Origin of the sequence: Burkholderia sp. Ac-20345 (assembly GCF_017104825.1) — a bacterium.
In the GTDB taxonomy this organism is placed as follows: Bacteria; Pseudomonadota; Gammaproteobacteria; order Burkholderiales; family Burkholderiaceae; genus Burkholderia; species Burkholderia lata_B.
Genome location: NZ_JAAGPO010000056.1, coordinates 39,701 through 57,114, shown reverse-complemented (window position 1 = coordinate 57,114; position 17,414 = coordinate 39,701). Strand labels below are relative to the sequence as shown.

The following is a 17,414-nucleotide window of genomic DNA, read 5'->3' as shown; positions in this document are numbered from 1 at the left end:
GGCGAGCGCGCCGCACCGGCCGACCCGACGCGCCGGCCGCCACCGTTCGCCGCGAGCCACACGGGGCCCGCCGCAGCCGTTGCCGTTGCCGTTGCCCCGCTAGACTGCACGCCATTCTCCCGACGATTCGCCTGCGACGCTCCCGCCGTCGTGACAGGACGCGACGGCCGCACGTGCGTCCTGCCGCCGTGCGCGACGCGCGCCGGGTGCCACGCACGGCGTCTCCCCGACTGCGCGCTTGCCGGCGCGCGGCGGCAGCCGGCACGCGACGCAGACGGGATGCCGGCGCAGTGCGTGGCGGTAGGTGATGAACGCCGCGCCGCAATCGCGGCATTGCGCGATGTCGAGCACGCCCGCGTCGACGAAGCGCACCAGCATCCACGCTCGCGTCAGGTCCAGCGGCAGCGCGAGACCCACGGCATCGCCATGTTCGGCGTACAGCGTATAGGCCTTGACGAGCGCCTCGAGCCGCGGGCAGCCCGCCCGGTTGCGCAGGAAGCGGTAGATGCTGTGGAACAGCGATGCGTGGATGTTCGCGAACCACGTCATGTACCAGTCGGTGGACGACGGCAGCAGCCCCTTCGGCGCGGCGCCGCCGCGCACTTCGCGATACAGGCGCACGAGACGGTCGCGCGGCAATCCGCACTCGATCTCCAGCATCTGCAGCCGCGCGCCGAGCCGGATCAGCGCCGCCGCGTGCATCGTCAGCTGCGCATCGTCCGCGAGGCCGTGCCGCCCGGCGTGGCCGCTCACGATGTTTCCTCGTCGGGTAGCGCAAGGCCGGCCAGCACCATCGCGGTATGCACGCGCACGAGATCGACCGGCGGCGTCGCACGGGTCAGCGCCGACAGCACGCCGTACCGTCCCGGCCGCAATGCGCAGATCAGCTGCCCCGTCGATGCGAGCTCGTTCATGTGCTTCATCGACAGCGCGGCCAGCGCGGCGGCGACGTCGGCGGTCACACCCAGGCGGAACATGCCGGTTGCGCGATCCGACTGCAGCAGCCGCTGCGCAAGCCAAAGATACGACATGTTCAGTTCCCACATTGCATCACTGTCGTTGGCAACCTTCATCGTTCACCTCGATTCATGCGCGATCAGGATCAATGATTCACCGTCAGAATACGTGCCGATAATGCGGTTATTACGAACCGTTATTTTTTCGTTCGGCGTGAATAACCGAAATTCACCGTCGCCGAACGACGCGCAGGATGCGCGTGCATCGCGCCGCCATTCAGTCCTGAAGCGGCCGCTTGCTTAGTCGTTCACATCGCGGCGATGCGGCAACACATCGTATGGCGTGCCCGCATTCGCCTGCATTGCGAACTGTCGTGATTGAGTCTCGGCGATATTCCGCTGAATGTAAACGCGACGTTAGACGCAAGACAAATGCCCGATAAACACGACTTTAGTATTAAGACTTTCGTCTTGTACAATCCGGTACATTCTTGCCGGTCCGGCCCCGGCTTTTCTTATTTAACCGTCCTCATGAAAATTCTGATCGTCGACGATCACGCCATCCTGCGGGACGGCGTGGAGATGCTGTTGCGCCGGGGTGACGGCGATACTGTCGTCGTCCAGGCGAACAGCGCCGACGACGCGGTGCGGCTGCTCGACGAGCATGCCGACCTCGACGCCATCGTGCTCGACCTGAAGCTGCAGGGCATGGACGGCCTCGACGCCCTCTCCGTATTCGCGACGATGCGCCCCGGGCTCCCGGTCATCGTGCTGTCGTCGTCCGAGGATCCCGGCGCCGTGCGCAGCGCGTTCGCGCAGGGCGCGATGGGCTACGTGCCGAAGTCCGCGAGCCCGCGCACGCTGCTGTCCGCCATCCGGATCGCACTCAACGGCGAACGCTACGTGCCGCCGCTCCTGCTCGACGACCCCGCGCCACGGCCGCCTGACGGCGCCGCTGCGGCACGCGGTTCGACGCTGACGCAGCGTCAGGTCGAAGTACTGCGGTATCTCGCGGAAGGCGTGCCGAACAAGGTCATCGCCGACAAGCTCGGCCTGTCGGAAAAGACCGTCAAGGCGCACATCACCGCGATCTTCAAGGCGCTGAACGTCATCAATCGCACCCAGGCGGCGGCGGCCGGCAGGAAGGCCGGCCTCCTCTGATCCGACGCCCGCACGCGTCGCGACATTGCCATGTCGCCGCGGAACGCCTAAATTTTTCCCATCTCCCCCGCCCGTTCGAGGAGCGTGCGCATGACGCGTGTCGACGAGCCGCCCGAAGCGCCGGCCGAGCATGAAGTCCCGTTCGACCTCGCCGCCGACGTGATCGCGCGCTGGCAGCGCCTCGTCGACCTGATGGCGGAAATCGTCGGCGTGCCGGCCGGGCTGATCATGCGTAACGTCGGCCGCGACATCCAGGTGCTGGTGGCAAGCCGCAACACCGGCAACCCGTTCTATCCGGGCGAATCGGCCGAGCTGCACGGCTCCGGCCTCTACTGCGAAGCGGTCATCGCGAGCGGCGACACGCTGGTCGTGCCGGATGCGCGGCAATCGGCGCAGTGGCGCAACAACCCGGACCTGCGCGTCAACATGGTCTCGTATCTCGGCCTGCCGATCCGCTGGCCCGACAACACGCCGTTCGGCACGATCTGCCTGCTCGACTGCAAGGAGAACGCGTATTCGGAGCGCTACATCCGGCTCGTCGAGGAATTCCGCGACCAGATCGAGATGCAGCTGCAACTGATCCGCGCGCAGCGGATCGCCGAACGCGAACGCATGCGCGCCGCGCAGCTGGCCGAGAACTTCCGGCGGCAAAAGGATCTCGCGACGGAGGCCGTGCACGTCAAGTCGAGCTTTCTCGCGGCGGCGAGCCACGACCTGCGCCAGCCCGTCCACGCATTGAGCCTGTTCGTCGGCGCGTTGCGACACGTGCCGATGCCGGCCGACGGCACGCTGCTCGTCGATCGCATCGACCAGTCCGTCAACGCGATGGATGCGCTGTTCACCGCGATCCTCGACATCTCGCGGCTCGACGCGGGCGTCGTGCCCGTCCATCGCCGGCCGTTCGCGATCGGTGCGGTGCTGGAACGCGTGTGCCGCGAAGTCGCCGCCGACGCGCACGGCAAAGGCCTGTCGCTGTCGTACGTGCGCAGCGCCGCGGTGGTCGATTCCGATCCCGTGTTGATCGAGCGCATCGCACGCAACCTGCTGTCGAATGCGGTGCGCTATACCGACGCCGGACGCATCGTCGTCGGCTGCCGGCGCACGCACCAGCACGTGCGCCTGCAGTTCATCGACACCGGGCGCGGCATTCCGGCCGACCAGCAGGCCCGCGTATTCGACGACTACTACCAGTTGCGCCATCGCGACGGCGACCACGAACAAGGCGTGGGCCTTGGACTGGCGATCGTGCGGCGCCTCGCGGGGCTGCTCGACTGCCCGCTGACGCTGCGCTCCGAGCCCGGGCGGGGCTCGTGCTTCGAACTGCAGCTGGTGCGGCTGGACACGGCCGTGCAGCCGAGCGTGGCCGCCGACGAGATCGCCGTCGACGAGGCGGCTGCCGCTGCGCACCTCGTGGTCGTGATCGACGACGAAAGCGCGATCCGCGCCGGCATGTCGATGCTGCTCGAACGCTGGGGCTACCGGGTCGTCACGGCCGCGTCGGTCGATGACGCGATCGCGTGCCTGGCATCGTGCGAGGTACGGCCGACCCTGCTGATCTGCGACCTTCACCTGCACGGCGACCAGAACGGGATCGGTGCGATCGCGCGGATTCGCGACGAATACAACACGGCGATTCCCGCGATGCTGATCACGGGCGACACGACCGCGCGGCGGCCCGGCCGGCTGAAGCACGGCGGGTTCGTGCTGCTGCACAAGCCGGTGCCGAGCGACAAGCTGCGCGCGGCGATGGCACGCCTGCTGCATGCGAAGGCGCCCGGATAGCGGTGCCGGGCCGGCACGCTGCGTCGCGCGAACCCTCCCGCCCGCCGGCCGCATGCAAAAACGGCGGGCACGTAGCCCGCCGCCGAGTCTGCGCACTCGCACCGCGTCAAGCATGGCGCGAGTGCGAGCCGCCGCTTACTTCAACCGCGTCGCGATCTCGTTCGCCATCGCCTTCATCGCCGCCTTCGTCGGCGCATCGTTGGCCAGTGCGTTCAGCAGGCCGAAATCGTGGATCGTGCCGTCGTAGCGCGTGGTCGTTGCCTCGACACCGGCCGCGTCGAGCTTGCGGCCGTACGCTTCGCCTTCGTCACGCAGCACGTCGAACTGCGCGACCTGGATCAGCGCGGGCGGCAGGCCCTTCAACTGCGCGGTGCTCGCGCGCAGCGGCGACGCGTAGATCTCGTTGCGTTGCGCTTCGTTCTTCGTATAGGCGTCCCAGAACCACTTCATCATCGGCCGCGTCAGGAAGTGCCCCTGCTGATATGCGTTGTACGAACCTGTGTTGAAGTTGTGGTCCGTCACCGGCCACATCAGCCCCTGGAAACGGATCGCGGGGCCGCCCTTGTCCTTCGCCATCAGCGCCACCACGGCCGCCATGTTCCCGCCGACGCTGTTGCCGACCACCGCGAGACGGCTGCCGTCGACGCCGATCTCGGCGCCGTGCGCGGCCACCCACTTCGTTGCCGCATACGCCTGGTTGATCGCGACCGGGTAATGCGCTTCCGGCGACGGCGTGTAGTTCACGAACACCGCGACGGCGCCCGATTGCACGACGAGGTCGCGCACGAGGCGTTCATGCGTCGGGAAATCGCCGAGCACCCAGCCGCCGCCGTGAATGAACATGAACACCGGCAGCGTGCCCGTCGCGCCTTGCGGGCGGACGATCGTCACCGGCACGGACAAGCCGTCCTGTTCGATCGTGCGGTTCGACACGTCGATACCCGACAGGTCGACCTTCGTGCCGTTCTGCGCATCGACCAGCACCTGGCGCGCCTTCGCGGGGCTCAGCGTTTCGAGGCCCGGGCCCTTCTGCCCGTTGAGCGCGGCGAGGAATGCGCTCGTCGTCGCATCGGGCCGCACGGCGTCGGCACCGGTGCCCGCGGCGAACGCGGTGGACGTGACGGACAGTGCGGCGGCGACGGCGGCAGCGATCAGCAGCGGCTTGACGATCTTCATGATGTAACTCCTTGGCTCAACCTGTGAATGACGATGTGACGATGGATGATTCGCAATGCGTACGATCAGACGAGCGTGAGCGTGACGTCGATGTTGCCGCGCGTCGCATTCGAGTACGGGCACACGAGGTGCGCACGATCGATCAGCGTCTGCGCGACATCGCGATCGAGACCCGGCAGCGAGATCTTCAGTTCGACTTCGATGCCGAAGCCGTTCGGGATCGCGCCGATGCCGACGCTGCCTTCGATCGCGGCATCCGCGGGCATCGCGATCTTGTCGCGCGCTGCGACGAACTTCATCGCGCCGATGAAGCACGCGCTGTAGCCGGCGGCGAACAGTTGCTCGGGGTTCGCGCCTGCGCCGCCCGCGCCGCCGAGTTCGCGCGGCGTGGTCAGCTTCAGGTCGAGGTTGCTCTCGGGCACCGTCGCACGGCCGTCACGGCCGCCGGTGGCTTTTGCATGGGCGCGGTACAGCACTTTTTCGATCGACATGACAGACTCCTTTTCATCAGTGAGTGAAACAGCCTTACAACCCGGGACCGCTTGCCGGCTGCTCCGCAACCGGCATCGCGTTTGTTTATCTACTCATAGATAGACAAACATCCCCGAAAAATGCAGGTGGTTGATCCACCTGCCCATTTTATCTATCTATCACCAGATAGATAACAAAACCCAACAAAAGGCGGCGAACCGCCCGACTGCCTGCGCGGCCCGTCAGGACCGCGTTTTCCAGACCGCCTCGACATCCTCGAGACGCGCCCGCGTGTGAAACAGCCGGCTGGCCAGCACGCTGCCCTGAAACGCCGCATACAACGTACGCGCGGCCGTTTCGGGCTTGCCGCTGTACTGCAGCGTGCCTTCCTTCGCGCCCTGCGCCAGCAATTCCGCGAGCCAGCTCTCGTTGGCCTTGAAGAATGCCTGCACGGCCTGCCGCACGTTCTCCGGCAACGATTCGATATCGGCCGCCAGCATCCCGCACAGGCAGATCATGTTGCCGTCGCCGAGCGTGCGGCCGAACATCTTCGTGTACAGGCTCAGCTTCACGTCGGCCGGCAGCGCCGGATCGATCGCCCGCATGGCCGAGAGGACGTCGTCGCTATAAACCGACACTGCTTCCAGCACGAGGTCGTCCTTCGACGGGAAGTAATAGTGGATGCTCGACGTCTTCACGCCCACCAGGTCGGACAGGTCTCGATAGCTGAAGCCGTTGTAACCGCGCAGCATCATCAGCGTGATCGCGTGGTCGAGAATCTGTTCGCGGACGGTCGGTTTCGTTTCCATGGAGCGAACTTTATCTACTCATAGATAGACAGTCAAGGACTTTTTTAAGGGCGCGATCTGTGCCCTGCCCGGCGTCCCGCCCGCGCTCACCGGCTCAAGGCCGCCCAACGCATGCATCGGGCTCGGATAGCGCACGTCCACCGGCCCCGCCACCCTTATTGCGGCTTCAACATCCGCTGAATGATCGTCCGCAGCATCGCCCGGTGTGCGCGCGGCTTGAACCCCGGCTCGAACACGACGCGCCCGACCGCGCCTTCCGCGAGCGCGAGCAGCCAGGTCGCGACCAGATCGGGCTTCAGGCTGCCGTCGATCTTCCCTTGCGCGACGCCGCGCTTGATCAGCGCGACCATCCGCCCTTTCACCTGCGCCTCGTTGGCCGCGAACAGCGCGGCGACATCCGGATTGCGCGTCGCCTCCGCCGCGGTCTCGACGCTGATGCGCGCATAGACGGGATCGCTCGACAATTCCATCAACGCCAGCGCGATCTCCTCGATCGCGGTCAGCGCATCGTCGGCGTTCGCATGCCGCGCGAACAGTTCGGCCATCTCGCGCTGGTCCTCCTGCGCGACCGCCTCGATGATCGCCGCCTTCGTCGGGAAATAGTGGAACAGGTTGCCGGGGCTCATGCCGGCCGCCTTGCAGATCGCGGCCGTGGACGTCGCATGGAAGCCGTCGCGCGCAAAACAGTCGATCGCAGCGTCCAGGATCTGGCGCCGCTTCGCTTCCACTCTTTCAGGGTCGATTTTTCTCAACAGGAACTCCGAACTCGACGATCACTCAAATCTTTATTAGACTGATTAGTCGATCTATTATCATGGCGACGCCCCGCAGGCGTCAAGGTACCGTACCGATGTACGTGCCGCCTGCGACGTCCGCCCACACCACCGCACCGAGGGCCTCTTGAAACGAATCGTCATTGCCGGCACCGCGCTCGTCCTGCTCCTGCTGGCCGCGGTGGGTGCAGTCGTGTTGCGCGGCCTGTCCGATTTCGAGTTGAAGGGCGCGGAAGTGTCGACGCTCGCATTCCGCGCGGGCGACGCCGACCTCGTCGGCACGCTCGCATTGCCGGCCCACGCGCCCGATGCGCCGATCGTGCTGCTCGTCCACGGCGACGGGCCGCGCACGCGCTTCTCGGACGACGCGATGCTGCCGCTCGTCAACAGCCTGCTCGACGCCGGCATCGGCGTGTTCGCATGGGACAAGCAGGGCACCGGCCGCAGCGGCGGCGACTGGCTCGCGCAATCGATGCAGGACCGCGCAAACGAAACGATCGCCGCGATGGCGCGCGTGCGCGCCGCCGTCGGTCCCACGCCGAAGATCGGCCTGCTCGGCTTCTCGCAGGGCGGCTGGGTGATTCCGCGCGTCGCGAATGCGGTGCGGCCCGCGTTCTCGGTGATCGTCGGCGGCGCCGTCAGCTGGCGCCGGCAAGGCACTTACCTCACGCGACAGCAGCTCCAGGCAACCGGCCTGCAGCCGGATCGAATCGATGCGACACTGGCCGCCGAGCGACGCGACAACGACGCGATCTTCGGCCAGGCGGACGTGCCGGCCGATCCGCGCCGCCGTCCCGACATCGAGCCGCGCCGCTTCGGCTTCATCGCGCGCAACTACCTGGAAGACGCTTCACAGGCGCTCGCGACGATGCAGGGGCCCGTGCTGGCGGTGTGGGGCGCGCAGGACCGCAATGTCGATCCGCTCGACGAGGCGAACACTTACACGCATGCGTTCGCGAACCAGCCCGACCGGCGCGTGGCGGTCGTGCCCGATGCGACGCATGCGCTGCTGCGCGCCGGCTGGTTCGACTACCAGCTCGAGTCCGACTGGCCGACATGGAAGCAGTGGCTGTACACGGCGCTCGGGCGCCATGCGTATGCACCGGACACGCTCGGCCCGATCGAGGCATGGATCCGGGCGCAGTGAACACGTGTGCAACACGGCGCCACAGCAAAGGGCGTCGTGCATGAAACGGGCAATACGGGCCGCGCCGGTCGGCGTGGCCGCATCAAGGAGAGGTTTCAATGTTTTCGTGGTTTGAACGGCGCCTGCCGACTTTCCCGCTCGAAGATCCCGTCACGCCGCCGCGGGGTTTCTTCTCGTTCGTCTGGGCGTGCACGAAAGGCGCGCGCAGCTGGATCCTGCTGATCGCGCTGACGTCGGCCGCGCTGGCCGCGTACGAAGCCGCGCTGTTCGCGATGATGGGCCGCGTGGTCGACTGGCTCGCGTCCGCGACGCCGGTCGATTTCGGCGGCCGCCACTTCGGCACGCTCGCCGGGTTCGCGGCGATCCTCGCCGGCAGTACGCTGCTGATCGCGCTGCATACGATGGTCAAGCACCAGGTGCTCGCGATCAACTTCCCGATGCGGCTGCGCTGGCTGTTTCACCGGCTGATGCTCGACCAGAGCCTGTCGTTCTACGCGAACGAGTTCGCGGGCCGCGTGACGACCAAGATCATGCAGACCGCGCTCGCGGTGCGCGATGCGTTGTTCATGTCGGTCGACGTCGTGATCGGTGTCGCCGCGTACCTGATCGGCATCCTCGCGCTCGCGGCCAGCTTCGACTGGCGGCTGATGATCCCGCTCGCGCTGTGGGCGCTCGGCTACGGCCTGGCGTGCGCGTATTTCGTGCCGCGCCTCGGTGCGGTCGGCAGCCGCCAGGCCGATGCGCGCGCGCTGATGACGGGCCGCATCACCGACGCGTATTCGAACATCACGACCGTGAAGCTGTTCTCGCACACGCGGCGCGAAGCCGACCACGCGCGGCGCGCGATGGAAGCGTTCAAGGCGACCGGCGACGCGCAGATGCGGCTCGTCAGCGCATTCGAGGTCGTCAACCACCTGCTGTCGACGCTGCTGCTGGTCGGCTCGACCGGCCTCGCGCTGTATCTGTGGATGCACGGCGAGGTGAGCGCGGGTGTCGTCGCGGCGGTGATCGCGATGGCGCTGCGCCTGTCGAGCTATTCGCACTGGATCATGTGGGAGATGACCGAGCTGTTCGAGAACGTCGGCACGATCCAGGACGGCATCAATACGCTGACGAAGGTGCGCAGCGTGGTCGACGCACCCGATGCGAAGCCGCTCGCGGTGCAGCGCGGCGGGATCGTGTTCGACAACGTGCAGTTCGCGCACGAGGACAACGACCGTGCGGTATTCGACGGGCTGAACCTGACGATCCGGCCCGGCGAGCGGATCGGCCTGATCGGCCGCTCGGGCGCCGGCAAGTCGACGCTCGTGAACCTGCTGCTGCGCTTCTACGACGTGGGCGGCGGCACGATCCGGATCGACGGGCAGGACATCGCGCACGTCACGCAGGACAGCCTGCGCAGCGGGATCGGGATGGTCACGCAGGATACGTCGCTGCTGCACCGGACGATGCGCGAGAACCTGCTGTACGGGCGCCCCGACGCGACCGAGCGCGAGATGCACGACGCGGCCGTGCGCGCGGAGGCGTCCGAGTTCATCGACCGGCTGCGCGACCGTCACGGCCGCAGCGGCTACGACGTCGAGGTCGGCGAGCGCGGCGTGAAGCTGTCGGGCGGCCAGCGGCAGCGCGTCGCGATCGCGCGCGTGATGCTCAAGGACGCGCCGATCCTCGTGCTCGACGAAGCGACCAGCGCGCTCGATTCCGAGGTCGAAGTCGCGATCCAGCGCAGCCTCGACGGCCTGATGCACGGCAAGACGGTGATCGCGATCGCGCACCGGCTGTCGACGATCGCGGCAATGGACCGGCTGATCGTGCTCGACGAAGGGCGGATCGTCGAGGAAGGCACGCATCAGCAACTGCTGCAGGCCGGTGGCATCTATGCGGCGCTGTGGGCGCACCAGAGCGGCGGGTTCCTCGGCGAAACGGCGGACGCGGAAGGCGCGGAGCAATAGGCGGAACCGCTGTGGCAACATGGCGGCGCAGCGATCGTCGGCAAACTCGACCGCGGTCGCTTTCCCGCCGGCCGGACGCCATCGCCCGGCCTCCTGTCGCCCGACGCAGTTTCAAGGAGCACGCATGACCACGCGACCGGATATCGCCACAGCGCTCGACGCGCCCGATTCCGTGCTCGACGAAGACGAGCAGCGCTTCGTGAACCAGATTCGCCAGCACGGATGGTTCCGCACGGAAGTGTTTGCGGAAGGGGACGACCCAGGGTTCTCGTTCACGACCGGGCTGTGGGTCAACCACGGCTTTCCGGAAATCATCGTGTTCTCGTTGCCGGCGCGCATCGTCCACGACGTGCTGTGGGACGTCTACCGGATGGTCGCGGCCGGCACGCCGCCGCCGGTCGGCGAAGTCACCGCATCCGTCTACAGCAACGCGAACGCGCTCCTCATGCCTGTCGAGAAAGCACACAATGAAGCTCATCTCGGCTGGAATCGCTGGTTCTACGGCAACGACGACTTCCCGTGCGTCCAACTGCTGTGGCCGGACCGCAACGGGATCTTTCCGTGGCGGCCGGAAGCAGACGACGCGTTGAATGCCGCGCAGCCGCGGCTGTTCGTATCGGGCGACGATCGACGCTGATCTGCGCACGGGATCGCGCGGCACGCCCGTCGCGATGCGCGCGTGGCCCGCGCCCCGGCAGCCCATCCGTTGCGCGCGCACCCATCTCCGCACCGCCTCATAACGATCCGACAATTTATTGGTTCCCTCGACGATGCGTCATCCGTATCGTTCACCGACTCGTCAGACCAATCGACCAACGGGGGAATCCAACAATGAAACAGATCCGTTCACTCGCACTGCTCGCGCTGCCGGCCGCGCTCTATGCCACCGGTGCGCACGCGCAAAGCAGCGTCACGCTGTACGGCATCGTCGATGCGGGCATCGCGTACGTGCACAACGCGCAGAACGCGAACGGCAGCAACGCGTCGAGCCTAGTCAAGTTCAGCAGCGGCAACCTGTCGGGCAGCCGCTGGGGGCTGCGCGGCACCGAGGATCTCGGCGGCGGCCTGGCCGCGCTGTTCCAGCTCGAGAACGGCTTCAACATCGGCACGGGCGCGCTCGGCCAGGGCTCGCGCGAGTTCGGCCGCAAGGCCGTCGTCGGCCTCGCGAGCAGCACGTACGGCACCGTGACGCTCGGCCGCCAATACGATCCGGTCGTCGATCTCGTGCAGGGCCTCACTCAGGACAACTACTTCGGCGGCGTGTTCGCGACGCCGGGCGACCTCGACAACTACGACAACAGCCTGCGCGTCAGCAACTCGGTGAAATACACGAGCCCGCTGATCTCGGGCTTCCAGTTCGAAGGGCTGTACGGCTTCGGCGGCGTCGCGGGCGCCACCGGCAGCGGCCGCACGTACAGCTTCGGCGCAAGCTACGCGAACGGCCCGCTGTCGCTCGGCGCCGGCTTCTTCTACGCGAACGGCGGCTCCACCGTCGCGAACGGCGTGCGCACATGGTCGAGCAGCTCGGACACGCTGTTCAACACCGTGATCAACCAGGGCTTCTCGAGCGCGAAGTCGATCCAGATCGTGCGCGTGGCCGGCCAGTACGTGGCCGGGCCGGCGACCTTCGGCCTCGCGTATTCGAATACGCAGTACGGCGCGGACACGCTGTCGGCCTTCAGCCAGAACGCGAAGTTCAACAACGGCTCGGCGTTCTTCAACTGGCAGTTCTCGCCGGCACTGCGCGCGGGCGTCGGCTACAACTACACGTCGCTGACGGGCCCGTCTTCCGCGCACTACAACCAGGTCAACCTCGGCGCGGACTATGCGCTGTCGAAACGCACCGACCTGTATGCGCTGTTCGGCTACCAGAAGGCGAGCGGCAACACGCTCAACGCGAACGGCGCGGTCGTGAAGGCCGCCGCGTCGGTCGGCTCGTACGGCGTGAACTCCGGCACCGATACGCAGGAACTCGCGATCGTCGGGATTCGCCACAAGTTCTAATCGCGTCGCCGCACGGCGACATCGACAACGGCGACAGCCGGCAGGCGCGCACCTCGGTGCGCGCCTGCCGCGTTTACACTGTCCGCGATCCCGTTCCGCACGACACAAGGAGGCCGGCATGCTGACCGTATGGGGGCGCCGCAATGCATTCAACGTCCAGAAGGTGATGTGGCTCGTCGACGAACTCGCGCTCGCGCATCGGCACGTGCCGGCCGGCGGGCAGTTCGGCGTGCTCGACACGCCCGCTTTTCTCGCGATGAACCCGCACGGGCGCGTGCCGGTGATCGACGACGGCGGCACGGTCGTCTGGGAATCGCACAGCATCCTGCGCTACCTCGCTGCGCGTTACGGACGCCCCGGCTTCTGGCACGACGACCCGGCCGAACAGTCGCGCGCCGACCGCTGGATGGACTGGTCGCAAACCACGCTGCAGCCGACGTTCCTGAACGGCGTGTTCCGCGGCTACTTCCGGACGCCACCCAAGCAGCGCGACACGGCGCGCGTCGAGCAAAGCATCGCGCAGTGCGCGCGGCACTTCCAGGCGCTCGATGCAGCGCTGGCCGGGCAGCCGTTTCTCGCGGGCGACACGCTCACGCTCGCCGACATCGCGGCCGGCACGCATCTGTATCGCTACTTCGAACTCGACATCGCACGGCGGGACATCCCGCACGTGCAGGCGTGGTACGAACGGCTGAAAGCGCGCCCCGCGTATCGCACGCACGTGATGATTCCGTTCGACGACTTGCGCGGGCGGCTCGATTAGCAGATGCGCTGGCGGCGGATCCGCCCGGAAACGCCGCCTAACAGCGCCTAATGTCGCCGCATGCCGCCGACTCCGCTCATGCCACCGAACTGATGCATGCCGCCGAATCCGTGGCCGACGGTGCCCGCCGGGGGCATGCCATGGTGAAAGCCGGCGCCGATCGGCACGCCGAAGCGGCGATGGTCCATCCCGTTGAAGTGGACGACGTGATCGAAGTGGTGGAAATGGTGGAAGCGATGGAAACGATCGACGAACACGAAGCCCACGCCCGCGCCGATGAACAGCGGCGGCCCCCAGTACCACAGGTCGGCATACGGATAGTCCACCGCCGGATACCATAGAACACTACCATCGGGACTCTGCACGAACTGCCATGTGCCGTCGTCCTGCAGGCACGCACGCCCCACGATTTGCTGCTCCGTGCCGTCGATGTTCGCCTGCGCGACGACCGCCCGGCAGTTCGTCGTGTTGTCTGCCAGATCGTCGTACGTTTGCGCGAACACCGCCGCGGAACAGCCGAGACAGACGATACCTATCCCGGATCGAAACCAGTTGCACATGATCGGCTCCTGCCTGATTGCCCCCGACCACTCGATCGCGGGCGCCGCTGGCGGCGCCCGGCCGATCGGATTGCCCGTGCACGATTCACCACGCGGTGCTAACGTGCCGCCGCTTCATATCGGGTCTCCTGACGGCTAAACGATGCAGTGCGCCGGCTTATTCCAGGGGTCTGGTGCAATTGACCGACGCGGGCAACTTCGGCAATCGTTGCAGCAGTTGGCGTCCGGCCTAGCGTCTCGCGAGGCGGTAGGCAGCCGCTGCCGTGACCCCGAATACCAGATGGGCCACGAGCGTGATCGCGCCGCGAACCGGGATGAACCACGGGAAGATCGCGGTGAAGGCGTACAGGTTGACGCCATACAGGATGAGGCCGAACGCGCCGCCTGCGAGTAGCGCGGCCGCGAGCGACAGGTTGCGAATCGCCTTCGCCAGCACGGCCGCATAGACCAGCGACAGCACCAGGTGCACGAGGGTCGCCACCGCCATGAGCAGCGGATCGAAGCCGGCGGACGCGCCGAGCACGCCGCGCCCCATCACGATGGCCGCCGTGAGGCGTGTGTCGCGCAACAGGTTGCCGATGGCGTCGTCGCCGACGATCGGCCAGAGCAACAGCTCGACGACGGTTGAACCGACCGCGGCACCGAACGCTGCCCAGAGAACCGGGACGAAACTGGCTCGTTTCAATTGGCGCTCCCGTCGCAGCCGGCCGATGCATCGGAGCGGCATGCGCCCCACCCGTTCCGATTCCGGCCGGGCAATGGTTGCCCGCGATACCGAACCGGGCGGCCACGCAAAATTACGATGCCCCTTCGCAATCCGTCCAGTACGCGAAAGGATCGCGATGTTTCGGATAGTTCTCGTCGAGCCATTTCAGCAACGTCGCCCGCGCATTGTCCATGTCGGCTTTCAGCGACGAGGTCGTCAGTTCGTGCACTTCGATGGACTTTTCGCGATCGATCACGAAGCAGTTCCAGTCGGGGCCGTCCAGATCCGGATCGTCGGACGCCTTCGACGACTTGCCCCAGCCGAACCCCTTGCGGGCGTCGATGTAGTACCGCGGATGCACTTTCAGGTACGACATCTCGCCGCCCTGCAGGCTGCTCTCCGCGCGCAGCACGTCGTGACCGTCGACGATCTGCGTGACTTCCGGAAGCCGGCGCGCCCGCCATCCGACGGGCAGCGTCGCGATGGCCTTGACGCTGTCGTACATCCCCCACTCCAGCCCCCAGGCTTCGGCCATGCGCTTCATGAATGCGTTCGCATTCGGATAGCCGCGCAACTGGATCCGGGTCGACAACGTGACTTCGATACCGCCGCGCCCGCCCGTGCCGGCGGATGCGTCGTCTGCGTTCGCTTCGAACGGATTGCCCGGACGCGACGCGCGCGTCGCATCCGCAGGCGCCATGCCCGAAAACAGCTGGTCGAGCGCGGCACGCGCTTTCGACGACTTGTCCGGCTTGTTCATTACTGACCTCGCTTGCATCCGCACGGATGCATACATTTAATCTCGTTCATCTCTCCACCTCATCGTTTTTCGCGGTCGCATTGTCGTCGATCCGACGGCCCGAGCCTAGTACCGCGTATCGCACAACACTTTCTTCGCCCCCAACAGCGTACGGTGGCGGGCCGTCACGATACACCAACCCGGGCTAGCCGCCTGCCCCCACCGCCGCCCGCATCCGCTCCATCAACGCCAGCACCTCCGGCCGATTCTCCCCCTTCGCGTGCACGAAGTAATACCGGAGCACCGAATCGACCTCATGCCGGCTCACGCGCACGAGTTCGCTGCGCTTGAAATAGGCGTCGGCGAGCGGCACCCGTGCCAGCGCCACGCCGAGCCCGGCCTCGGCCGCGGCCAGCACGAGGTTGTAATCCTCGAAACGGCGATCCTGCGCGCGCGGCTTGAACGGCACGCCCAATGCATCGAACCACGTGCGCCAGCCGGTCACATCGGAATCGTGCAGCAACGGCAGGTCGAGCAGCGCGGCATCGCCGCGCCGACGGCGCTCCTTCGCCAGTTGCGCGGCGAGCCGCGGATGCGCGACCGGATAAAGCCGCTCCGGCATGAACGCGCGGGTTTCGAGCTGACGCCAGTTGCCGCGCCCGTACCGGACCGACAGGTCCGCTTCGCCGCCGGCGATATCCACGTTGCGAAGGTCGATGCCGAGTTCGATCCGCAACGCGGGCGCCTCGCTCTCCAGCGCATGCTGGCGCTCGAACAGCCAGAGCTGCGCGAAGGCCGGCACCACGCTCATCCTGACCAGCCGCGGCGTACGCGGCGAGCGCCACTGATCGGCCGCACTGTCGATGATCGCGAATGCCTGCTCGATCCGGCCGACGAAGCGCTGGCCGTCCGGCGTGAGGCGCACGCCGCGCGCATGCCGTTCGAACAACCTCAGGCCGAGCCAGTTTTCGACAGCGGCCACCCGCCGGCTGATCGCGCCGTGCGTCACGCCGGAGACGGCGGCCGCGGCCAGGAACGAACCCTCGCGCGCAACCGTGCACACCGTCTCCAGGCTCGCGAGCGGCGGCCGCGAACCCGGCGCCGGCGCTGCGGCGGGCGACGCCGCTGGCGCGCGCTTCGCGCGGGTTGAAGCACCGGCCGGCCGCCGGCTCGAGCTGTGAATCATGGTCATACCTGCGTGCTGATCTGTGCGCTAGCTTAGCATCTTGCCACGCCGCATCATTGCCGCATGAACACACTCTCCACACCGTCGTCGCGCCCTGCGCGGCAGCCGCTGGTCGCGGCCGGCGCGGTTGCCTTCACGATCGTTTCGTGGGCGTCCGCTTTCCCGTTCATCCGGATCGGCCTGCACGGCCTGACGCCGCTGCAGCTCGCGGCGGCGCGCTTCGCCACTGCCGCCGTGCTGATCATCGCGTGGCTGGTGGCGCGACGGCCGCGCGTGCCGACACGCGGCGACGCGCTGCGCTTCCTGCTGTGCGGCTTTCTCGGCATCGCGCTCTACAACGCGCTGCTCAATACCGGCGAGCAGACCGTATCGGCCGGCGCCGCAAGCTTCATCGTGAACACGCTGCCGATCTTCACGGCGCTGCTGGCCGCCGTGTTTCTCGGCGAGCGCTTCAATCGCTGGGGCTGGCTCGGCTCGCTGGTCAGCCTCGCCGGCATCGCGGTGATCGCGCGCGGGCAGCCGGGCGGCCTCGTTCTCGGCGCGGGCAGCACGCTCATTCTCGGCGCGGCCCTGTGTTCGGCCAGCTATTTCGTGCTGCAGCGTCGGCTGATTCCTGTGTACGGCGCGCTGGCCTGCACCGCGTACACGCTGCTGGCCGGCGCGCTGCTGCTCACGCCGTGGCTGCCGGGCGCGCTCGTTGCGCTGGGCAGCGGGTCGCGCGATACGACGCTGGCAGTCCTGGTGCTCGGCATCTTCCCCGCTGCATTGGGCTACGCGACCTGGACTTTCGCACTCGGCTACTTCGGCGCGGCGCGCGCCGCCAACTTCCTCTATCTGACGCCGGCGGTCGCGACGGTCCTGTCGATGGCGCTGACAGGCGAGCGGCCCGGTATCGAGACGGTGTGCGGCGGCCTGCTGGCGATTGCCGGCGTGATCTTCGTGGCGCTGCGCGGACGTACCTAGGATCGCAGCCGCACCGGGGCGGCACGATCGGCCCGGCGATCCGCAGGCGAGCCGGTCGGGACGACCCCGGCATCTGCAAAGCGGAGTGCGTAGCGTGGGCTGTCGCTCTGCACCAGTTTGCCGACGCTGCGGGGCTTGACCGTTAGTTGCGTTAACACGATGACATCGATCCCGATGAAACATGGCCCTGCAACCGGATGCGCAATCGAAATCGTCCAAACTGTGCAGACAAATCGACCGAACAGTTCCGGATTGACCGTACATCA

At 67.0% G+C, this 17,414-nt stretch carries 18 protein-coding genes; 8 read left to right on the top strand and 10 right to left on the bottom strand.

Annotated elements, in window-relative coordinates:
- Positions 1 to 99: 99 nt before the first annotated feature.
- Positions 100 to 753 (bottom strand): FlhC family transcriptional regulator, encoded by a 654-nt coding sequence (locus G3O06_RS21260; RefSeq protein WP_346779544.1) that lies wholly within the window; start codon positions 751 to 753, stop codon positions 100 to 102.
- On the bottom strand, positions 750 to 1,073 hold the full coding sequence (locus G3O06_RS21255; RefSeq protein ID WP_174972724.1) for a flagellar transcriptional regulator FlhD: 324 nt from the start codon (positions 1,071 to 1,073) through the stop codon (positions 750 to 752). Before G3O06_RS21255 ends, G3O06_RS21260 begins: the two co-directional genes overlap by 4 nt.
- A gap of 315 nt (positions 1,074 to 1,388) precedes the next feature.
- Here G3O06_RS21255 and G3O06_RS21250 point away from each other — a divergent pair, with 315 nt between their 5' ends.
- Positions 1,389 to 2,117, top strand: a complete 729-nt coding sequence (locus G3O06_RS21250) for a response regulator transcription factor (RefSeq protein WP_241020172.1) — start codon at positions 1,389 to 1,391, stop codon at positions 2,115 to 2,117.
- Between the two features lie 90 nt (positions 2,118 to 2,207).
- A complete protein-coding gene (locus G3O06_RS21245; protein ID WP_205817421.1) occupies positions 2,208 to 3,899 on the top strand; it encodes a hybrid sensor histidine kinase/response regulator in 1,692 nt (563 codons plus the stop codon).
- Between the two features lie 135 nt (positions 3,900 to 4,034).
- Here the strand turns inward: G3O06_RS21245 and G3O06_RS21240 are convergent, their stop codons facing one another.
- The 4 genes from G3O06_RS21240 to G3O06_RS21225 form a co-directional block, all read right to left on the bottom strand.
- Positions 4,035 to 5,075, bottom strand: coding sequence for an alpha/beta hydrolase (locus G3O06_RS21240; RefSeq protein ID WP_174972720.1), 1,041 nt, complete (start codon positions 5,073 to 5,075; stop codon positions 4,035 to 4,037).
- A 65-nt stretch (positions 5,076 to 5,140) separates the two neighbouring features.
- Positions 5,141 to 5,566: an organic hydroperoxide resistance protein gene (locus G3O06_RS21235; protein WP_175003955.1), complete on the bottom strand. Its 426-nt coding sequence runs from the start codon at positions 5,564 to 5,566 to the stop codon at positions 5,141 to 5,143.
- 222 nt (positions 5,567 to 5,788) lie between these two features.
- On the bottom strand, positions 5,789 to 6,355 hold the full coding sequence (locus G3O06_RS21230; protein ID WP_174972716.1) for a TetR/AcrR family transcriptional regulator: 567 nt from the start codon (positions 6,353 to 6,355) through the stop codon (positions 5,789 to 5,791).
- Positions 6,356 to 6,510: 155 nt separating this feature from the next.
- Entirely contained in the window at positions 6,511 to 7,107 is a 597-nt protein-coding gene (locus G3O06_RS21225; RefSeq protein WP_174972714.1) for a TetR/AcrR family transcriptional regulator, read from the bottom strand.
- Positions 7,108 to 7,255: 148 nt separating this feature from the next.
- Between G3O06_RS21225 and G3O06_RS21220 the strand changes: the two genes are divergently transcribed.
- The 5 genes from G3O06_RS21220 to G3O06_RS21200 all read left to right on the top strand — a co-directional run bounded on the left by G3O06_RS21220 (position 7,256) and on the right by G3O06_RS21200 (position 12,994).
- Complete coding sequence (locus tag G3O06_RS21220; protein WP_205817420.1) at positions 7,256 to 8,275, top strand: alpha/beta hydrolase; 1,020 nt, start codon at positions 7,256 to 7,258, stop codon at positions 8,273 to 8,275.
- A gap of 98 nt (positions 8,276 to 8,373) precedes the next feature.
- Positions 8,374 to 10,227 (top strand): ABC transporter ATP-binding protein, encoded by a 1,854-nt coding sequence (locus G3O06_RS21215; protein ID WP_205817419.1) that lies wholly within the window; start codon positions 8,374 to 8,376, stop codon positions 10,225 to 10,227.
- Positions 10,228 to 10,351: 124 nt separating this feature from the next.
- Positions 10,352 to 10,864, top strand: a complete 513-nt coding sequence (locus G3O06_RS21210; protein WP_205817418.1) for a DUF4262 domain-containing protein — start codon at positions 10,352 to 10,354, stop codon at positions 10,862 to 10,864.
- A 194-nt stretch (positions 10,865 to 11,058) separates the two neighbouring features.
- Positions 11,059 to 12,231, top strand: coding sequence for a porin (locus tag G3O06_RS21205; protein WP_174998538.1), 1,173 nt, complete (start codon positions 11,059 to 11,061; stop codon positions 12,229 to 12,231).
- A 118-nt stretch (positions 12,232 to 12,349) separates the two neighbouring features.
- The gene (locus G3O06_RS21200) at positions 12,350 to 12,994 is read left to right on the top strand and encodes a glutathione S-transferase (RefSeq protein ID WP_205817417.1); all 645 of its coding nucleotides are present in this window, start codon (positions 12,350 to 12,352) and stop codon (positions 12,992 to 12,994) included.
- Positions 12,995 to 13,041: 47 nt separating this feature from the next.
- Here the strand turns inward: G3O06_RS21200 and G3O06_RS21195 are convergent, their stop codons facing one another.
- The 4 genes from G3O06_RS21195 to G3O06_RS21180 form a co-directional block, all read right to left on the bottom strand.
- Positions 13,042 to 13,554, bottom strand: a complete 513-nt coding sequence (locus G3O06_RS21195; protein ID WP_205817416.1) for a hypothetical protein — start codon at positions 13,552 to 13,554, stop codon at positions 13,042 to 13,044.
- A gap of 229 nt (positions 13,555 to 13,783) precedes the next feature.
- A complete protein-coding gene (locus G3O06_RS21190) occupies positions 13,784 to 14,239 on the bottom strand; it encodes a sodium:proline symporter (protein ID WP_174982030.1) in 456 nt (151 codons plus the stop codon).
- 112 nt (positions 14,240 to 14,351) lie between these two features.
- The gene (locus tag G3O06_RS21185) at positions 14,352 to 15,020 is read right to left on the bottom strand and encodes a nitroreductase (RefSeq protein ID WP_174982032.1); all 669 of its coding nucleotides are present in this window, start codon (positions 15,018 to 15,020) and stop codon (positions 14,352 to 14,354) included.
- Between the two features lie 184 nt (positions 15,021 to 15,204).
- Positions 15,205 to 16,191 carry a LysR substrate-binding domain-containing protein gene (locus G3O06_RS21180; RefSeq protein WP_205817415.1) on the bottom strand — a complete coding sequence of 329 codons (987 nt, stop codon included), beginning with the start codon at positions 16,189 to 16,191 and terminating at the stop codon, positions 15,205 to 15,207.
- A gap of 57 nt (positions 16,192 to 16,248) precedes the next feature.
- On the opposite strand from G3O06_RS21180, the gene G3O06_RS21175 reads away from it, so the two are divergent.
- The gene (locus G3O06_RS21175; protein WP_205817414.1) at positions 16,249 to 17,148 is read left to right on the top strand and encodes a DMT family transporter; all 900 of its coding nucleotides are present in this window, start codon (positions 16,249 to 16,251) and stop codon (positions 17,146 to 17,148) included.
- Positions 17,149 to 17,414: the final 266 nt, after the last annotated feature.